8 protein-coding genes and 1 tRNA gene are annotated in these 6,044 nt (G+C 63.0%); 4 read left to right on the top strand and 5 right to left on the bottom strand.

The features are described 5' to 3' along the window. A partial coding sequence (locus KBY72_RS13915; protein ID WP_254993822.1) for an ATP-binding protein occupies positions 1 to 1,435 on the bottom strand: 1,435 nt, incomplete at its 3' end. Positions 1,436 to 1,575: 140 nt separating this feature from the next. Here KBY72_RS13915 and miaA point away from each other — a divergent pair. The 3 genes from miaA to KBY72_RS13900 all read left to right on the top strand — a co-directional run bounded on the left by miaA (position 1,576) and on the right by KBY72_RS13900 (position 4,379). Then, positions 1,576 to 2,496, top strand: coding sequence for a tRNA (adenosine(37)-N6)-dimethylallyltransferase MiaA (miaA, locus tag KBY72_RS13910; RefSeq protein WP_254962299.1), 921 nt, complete (start codon positions 1,576 to 1,578; stop codon positions 2,494 to 2,496). Between the two features lie 35 nt (positions 2,497 to 2,531). Then, complete coding sequence (infC, locus tag KBY72_RS13905; RefSeq protein ID WP_254962298.1) at positions 2,532 to 3,137, top strand: translation initiation factor IF-3; 606 nt, start codon at positions 2,532 to 2,534, stop codon at positions 3,135 to 3,137. A gap of 252 nt (positions 3,138 to 3,389) precedes the next feature. Continuing rightward, the gene (locus tag KBY72_RS13900) at positions 3,390 to 4,379 is read left to right on the top strand and encodes a GntR family transcriptional regulator (RefSeq protein WP_254993821.1); all 990 of its coding nucleotides are present in this window, start codon (positions 3,390 to 3,392) and stop codon (positions 4,377 to 4,379) included. Positions 4,380 to 4,417: 38 nt separating this feature from the next. Here KBY72_RS13900 and KBY72_RS13895 read toward each other — a convergent pair. After that, positions 4,418 to 4,489: transfer RNA gene (locus tag KBY72_RS13895), tRNA-Gly, on the bottom strand. Positions 4,490 to 4,553: 64 nt separating this feature from the next. Here KBY72_RS13895 and cysE point away from each other — a divergent pair. Continuing rightward, positions 4,554 to 5,312: a serine O-acetyltransferase gene (gene cysE, locus KBY72_RS13890; RefSeq protein ID WP_254962297.1), complete on the top strand. Its 759-nt coding sequence runs from the start codon at positions 4,554 to 4,556 to the stop codon at positions 5,310 to 5,312. Between the two features lie 23 nt (positions 5,313 to 5,335). Here cysE and KBY72_RS13885 read toward each other — a convergent pair whose 3' ends face one another. The 3 genes from KBY72_RS13885 to KBY72_RS13875 are packed head-to-tail and all read right to left on the bottom strand — an operon-like array spanning position 5,336 to position 5,901. Then, on the bottom strand, positions 5,336 to 5,500 hold the full coding sequence (locus KBY72_RS13885) for a type II toxin-antitoxin system VapC family toxin (RefSeq protein WP_254993820.1): 165 nt from the start codon (positions 5,498 to 5,500) through the stop codon (positions 5,336 to 5,338). Positions 5,501 to 5,521: 21 nt separating this feature from the next. Next, entirely contained in the window at positions 5,522 to 5,725 is a 204-nt protein-coding gene (locus tag KBY72_RS13880; protein ID WP_254993819.1) for a type II toxin-antitoxin system VapC family toxin, read from the bottom strand. Then, positions 5,725 to 5,901: a type II toxin-antitoxin system VapB family antitoxin gene (locus KBY72_RS13875; RefSeq protein WP_254993818.1), complete on the bottom strand. Its 177-nt coding sequence runs from the start codon at positions 5,899 to 5,901 to the stop codon at positions 5,725 to 5,727. The genes KBY72_RS13880 and KBY72_RS13875 overlap by 1 nt, the downstream gene beginning before the upstream one ends. Between the last annotated feature and the right edge of the window lie 143 nt (positions 5,902 to 6,044).

Below are 6,044 nucleotides of genomic sequence, written 5' to 3'. Positions count from 1 at the left end.
TGGCGTCGTCAGTTTTCTCAATGTTGAGAATTTTGCCCCGCAATGGCAGGATCGCTTGGAAGCGACGGTCTCGCCCCTGCTTGGCCGAACCACCAGCTGAATCCCCCTCCACGATGTAGATCTCAGACTCGGCCGGGTCGCGGGAGGAGCAATCTGCCAACTTGCCAGGCAGGGTGGAGCTCTCGAGCACGCTCTTGCGTCGCACCAGCTCGCGAGCACGGCGGGCAGCCTCGGCTGCATTGAAGGCCTGAATAGCCTTCTCGAGGATCAGATCGATCACCGAGGGATTGAATTCTAGATATTCGCTGAGGGCTTCCCCCACCAGCGTGTCAACAATGCCGCGAACTTCCGTATTACCCAACTTAGTCTTGGTCTGACCCTCAAATTCCGGGTCGGGCACCTTTACCGAAAGCACCGCGGTGAGGCCCTCGCGGATGTTTTCGCCAGCTAGGTTGGTATCGGCATCCTTGCGCTTGCCGCGCTTTTTGGCAAAGGTGTTGAGGGTGCGGGTAAGCACCGTTTTCAGGCCCTCGATATGGGTGCCACCATCGACAGTGCGGATGTTGTTGGCAAAGCCAAGAATGCTGTCTGAGTAGGCATCCACGCACCACTGCAGTGCCGCTTCCACCTGTACACCGTCCTTTTCGCGGTTGACGTAAATGATTTCGGGGTGGAGAGGATCCTTCTCCTTATTCATGTAAGCGACGTATTCCTTGATGCCGCCTTCGTAGAAATAGATCTCTTCGTGAGCTTCGCCAGCGGCATTGCGGGCCGCAGCACGGTCGTCACGGAAGACAATCCGCACCCCACCATTGAGGTAGGCCAGCTCGCGTAAACGCGAGGAGAGAGTTTGGTAGTCGAACTCAATGCCGGTCGAGAAAATCTCGATATCGGGCTTGAAACACACCGATGTTCCGGTGCGGCCCTTCTCGCCAGCGGCTGATTGCAGGATGCCAATCGGGGCGCCGCGCTCAAAGCGCTGGGTGTGCACCTGGTCTTGGCGGTAAACCGTGACCTCCACCCACTCGGAGAGGGCATTGACCACCGACACACCAACGCCGTGCAGGCCGCCAGAAACCTTGTAGCCACCAGAGCCAAACTTGCCGCCGGCGTGCAACACCGTGAGCACGGTTTCAAGGGCGCTCTTACCGGTGCGCGGGTGGATATCGGTGGGGATGCCGCGGCCGTTGTCGGTGACGGCGCAAGATCCGTCGTCGTTGAGCACCGCCAGGATCTGGTCGCAGTGGCCGGCTAGGGCCTCATCCACTGCGTTATCGACCACCTCGTACACCAAATGGTGCAGGCCTCGGGGCCCGGTGGAGCCGATGTACATGCCCGGCCGCTTGCGAACCGGCTCCAGGCCCTCCAGAACCTGGATCTGCTCGGCGCCATAGGCGGCCTGAATTTTCGTGGAAGCTTGGCTTTCAGCGCTCATGCAGGAAGGTCTCCCCAGGGATTCGGCACAGGACGGCGAAATCCCGGGGCAAGTAAGGCGCAAACGGGCCCAAAAGCCCTATTGCAATAAGCAATTTACCACCGCCAACCCGGGCTGACACCCCCTGGCAAGGTGGACCCATGAGCCCCACTGAGTCCGCAGGCCAACCCCTTGTCATCGTCTTGCTGGGCCCCACGGCCAGCGGCAAAACGGACCTGGCAATCGCCCTGGCCCAGGCCCTCGATCTGGCGGTGCTGAACGTGGATTCGCGCCAGCTCTACCGGCAGATGGACGTGGGCACCGCCAAGCCCACGGCCGCTCAGCGGGGGCAGGCGCGCCACGAGCTGCTGGATCTGCGCGATCCCGACCAGCCGATCAACCTGCAGGAGTTTCGGGCGATCGCCGAGGCCCAGCTCAACGCCGAACTTGCCAGCAAGCCCCTGGCCCTGCTGGCTGGCGGCAGCGGCCTCTACCTACAGGCCCTCACCCAGGGGCTGGAGCCCCCAGCGGTGCCACCCCAACCCCAACTGCGCGCCCAGCTAGCAGCCCTCGGCCAGCCCCTCTGCCACCAGCTGCTGCGCCAGGGCGATCCAGCGGCCGCCGCCCGCATCGCCCCCGCCGATGCCGTGCGCACCCAAAGGGCCCTGGAGGTGCTCTATGCCACGGGGCGGCCCCTATCCAGCCAGCAGGGGGCCACGCCGCCGCCCTGGCGGGTGCTGGAGCTGGGCCTAACCCCCACCGACCTAACAGGCCGCATTGCCAGCCGCACCAAGGGCCTATTTGCTGCGGGGCTGGTAGCTGAAACCGAAGCGCTGATCGAGCGCTACGGGGCTGAACTGCCCCTGCTCAACACCATCGGCTATGCCGAGGCGAAGCAGCAGCTGGCCGGCGAGCTCAGCGAAACTGAAGCGATCGCCCTTTGCGAGCAGCGCACCCGCCAATTCGCCAAACGGCAACGCACCTGGTTTAGGCGGCGCCATGCGCCGATCTGGCTGGAAGAGCGCAGCACCGAGGGGCAGTTGGCCCAGGCGTTGCAAGTGGTCGAGCGCGGACTAGGGTGAAGCGTTAGCGATTTCGCGATCCTTCACACCCCTGAATGCCTCCACGTCCCCGTTTTGACCGCCGTGCTCCCGTGCGGGAGCTGCCCAACATCAACGACCGCATCAGCTACCCCAACCTGCGGGTGGTGGATGCCGATGGCAGTCAACTGGGGGTGATCACCCGCGAGGAGGCCCTTGAGGTTGCCAAGGACCGCGAGCTCGATCTGGTGTTGGTGAGCGAAAAGGCCGATCCGCCGGTGTGCCGGATCATGGACTACGGCAAATACAAGTTTGAACAGGAAAAGAAGGCCAAAGAAGCCAAGAAGAAGTCGCACCAGACGGAAGTAAAAGAAGTGAAGATGCGCTACAAGATCGACTCGCACGACTATCAGGTGCGGATCGGCCAGGCGCAGCGCTTCCTTAAGGACGGCGACAAGGTGAAGTGCACCGTGATCTTCCGCGGCCGCGAAATCCAGCACACCGCCCTAGCTGAAGTGCTGCTCTACCGCATGGCCAAGGACCTCGAGGACAACGCCGAGATCCAGCAGCCCCCCAAGCGGGAAGGGCGCAACATGATCATGTTCCTGAGCCCCCGCAAGGCCGCCGCTCCAAAGGGCAACACCAAGGTGGCTTCAAGTTCCGCTGCAGAACCCACGGGTTAAATCGCTTCTCTAGCGATCGCCTGCATATCGCTCAAGCGCTGAACGGTTGGAGGGAAGGTCTGGGCGGGCGGACATTGGCGGGCTTGCATTGGGTTTTTGCGCGTGCAGGAAGTTGTACAGATGTACAACTTCCCGGAGGGCCGCCCACTTGCACCAGGCCCAACCGGCACAAGCGCGTATGCCAACAGGGGGATTGTCCCCAGGGCCAAGCCTCTTTATGGTGGCCACCAGCCCAATTGGCCCAACCCCGGCGTGCGATTCCACATCCAGCAGGAAAGCGACATCCCGGCGTCGACGCAGCTCTACAACCAGATCTGCTTCGCCATTGCGGCCCGCCATTACCCGCCGGGGCACCGATTGCCCAGCACCAGGCAGCTGGCGATGCAGACCGGCCTGCACCGCAACACGATCAGCAAGGTGTATCGCCAGCTGGAAACCGACGGCGTCGTTGAAGCGATGGCGGGATCGGGCATCTATGTGCGCGACCAGCAAAAGCCGCGGGAAATCAAGCCGCCGCCGGGCCCCAGGGGCCGTCCCCTGCCAGACATCGACCGTGAGGTGCGCCAGAGCGTCGATGGCCTGCTCAATGCCGGCTGCACCCTGCAGCAGAGCCGCGACTTATTCACCCGGGAGATCGACTGGCGTCTGCGCTGCGGCGCCCGGGTGCTAGTCAGCACCCCCCGCGAGGACATCGGCGCCTCGATGCTGATCGCCGAGGAGCTCATCCCCAGCCTGGAGGTGCCGGTGGAGGTGGTGCCGATGGAGGAGCTGGCGGCGGTGCTCACCGAATCCAACAACGGCACGGTGGTAACCAGCCGCTACTTCCTGCAGCCGGTGGAGGAGATTGCCAAACAGCACGGCGTGCGGGCGGTGGCCGTTGATCTCAACGATTTTCGCCACGAGCTCGACCTACTCAAGGAGCTGCGCCAGGGCAGCTGCGTGGGCCTGGTGAGCATCAGCCCGGGGATCCTGCGGGCCGCCGAGGTGATCCTGCACAGCATGCGCGGCAACGAGCTGCTAGTGATGACCGCCAACCCCGACACAGGCAGCCGCCTGCTGGCCCTGCTGCGGGCCGCCAGCCACGTGCTCTGCGACCGCCCCAGCCTGCCTCTGGTGGAGCAGAGCCTGCGCCAAAACAGGGCCCAACTAATACGGATGCCGGTGGTGCACTGCGCCCAGAGCTACCTAGGCACCGCCACCATCGACGGACTGCGCAAAGAAATTGGCCTACTTGCTAGCTGAACCCAATGGCTACATGAACCAAATGGCAGGCTGAATCAAGCGGATGAAGAGATTCGAACTCTCGACCCTCTCCTTGGCAAGGAGATGCTCTACCACTGAGCTACATCCGCAACTACCGGCTTTGCCGATTTCAAGATCATGCATGACGGGGGGCCCCTCGGTCAAACTGGCTCCATGCTCAAGGCACTGCAAGCCGACCTGGCGATCATCAAGCAACGAGATCCTGCGGCCCGAGGCACGCTGGAAATCCTGCTCTGCTATCCGGGCTTGCACGCCCTAACCCTGCACCGTCTCAGCCATTGGCTCTGGGCCCGGCGACTGCCGCCGTTGCCCCTGCTGGCACGGCTGCTGAGCCAGCTGGGGCGACTGGCTACCGGCGTTGAAATCCACCCCGGCGCCCGGATCGGCCATGGCGTGTTCATCGACCACGGCATGGGAGTGGTGATCGGTGAAACAGCCGTGATCAGTAACCGCTGCCTGCTGTATCAGGGCGTCACCCTGGGCGGCACCGGCAAGGCCCATGGCAAGCGCCACCCCACCCTGCTGGAGAACGTGGTGGTTGGCGCCGGCGCCAAGGTACTGGGGGCGATCACCGTGGGTGCCAACACCCGCATCGGCGCCGGCTCGGTGCTGCTGCGCGATGTGGCGGCCGACAGCACGGTGGTGGGCATCCCGGGCCGGGTGATCCATCAGAGCGGGGTGAGGATCGACCCCCTTGCCCACTCAGCCCTGCCAGACACGGAGGCGAATGTGATCCGCAACCTGATGGAGCGCATCGACGTGTTGGAAATGGAGCTGGCCCGCACCCAGGGCTGCCTGCGGGAGCTTGCCGCCGGCCGCCCCCTGCTGGAGCCCTGCAACGGCGCCGCTCAAAACCTCAAAGATCGCGAGATCCTGGAGTTTCTGGGCGACAACCCTGGCACCACCAGCTGAGTCCTGGTTTCCCACGCGTGCCTTCACATGGCAGCTTTCACATCAGTGCGGGCAAAATCATCGCCTTTGAACAGCAGCGGCAGATCCAGGACCATGGCTAGGCCGTAGCTGAAGCAATCACCCAGGTTGAGGCCAGCCCGGTGGCGGCCCTTGCCGAAGTGGCGCCAGCCGTGGAGGGCCCAGTGCACATGCAACGTGTCGAGCGGAAGCTACTTGATCTCCGCTCGGCCCAAGAGCAAGTCCAACTCAGGAGGCCCTGCCTCACCGAGCTGACTGATCACCAGGATCTGAGCTTCCAAGAGAGTGGCGGTGGAGATCCACTTCGGAGATGGCTGACTCAGGCAGCCAAGGAGTTCGGCAGCTTCGGGCTCCGCTTTGAGAATGGCTATCAGAGCAGAGGTATCGATCACCATCAGACCGACAGACCGTCTTCGTCGTAGAGGGCATCCTGCAACTTCAGCGCAGATTGCCCTGGGCTTCTCTCTAGTTCGGCCGCAAGCGCACGACGCACGGCATCGGTCACGGTGGTGCCATGCCGCGCCGCCAGCTCACGGGCCATGGCATGTACCTCAGGGTCTTTGATGTTCATGCCCATGGATGCTCACACCCCCACAAGGAGCCGAGCAGAAATCAACAATATTTCTACCTAGACCCCGATCTCGCCCAAAACGAAGATCACCTTCTTGTCACCATGAACAACAAGCCAAGGCGCTAACTTGACGCCATGGACGA

The sequence above is a fragment of the Cyanobium sp. BA5m-21 genome (genome assembly GCF_024346235.1).
GTDB lineage: Bacteria > Cyanobacteriota > Cyanobacteriia > PCC-6307 > Cyanobiaceae > Cyanobium_A > Cyanobium_A usitatum.
The sequence above is the reverse complement of the archived record's forward strand: the minus strand, read 5'-3'. Positions and strand labels throughout refer to the sequence as shown.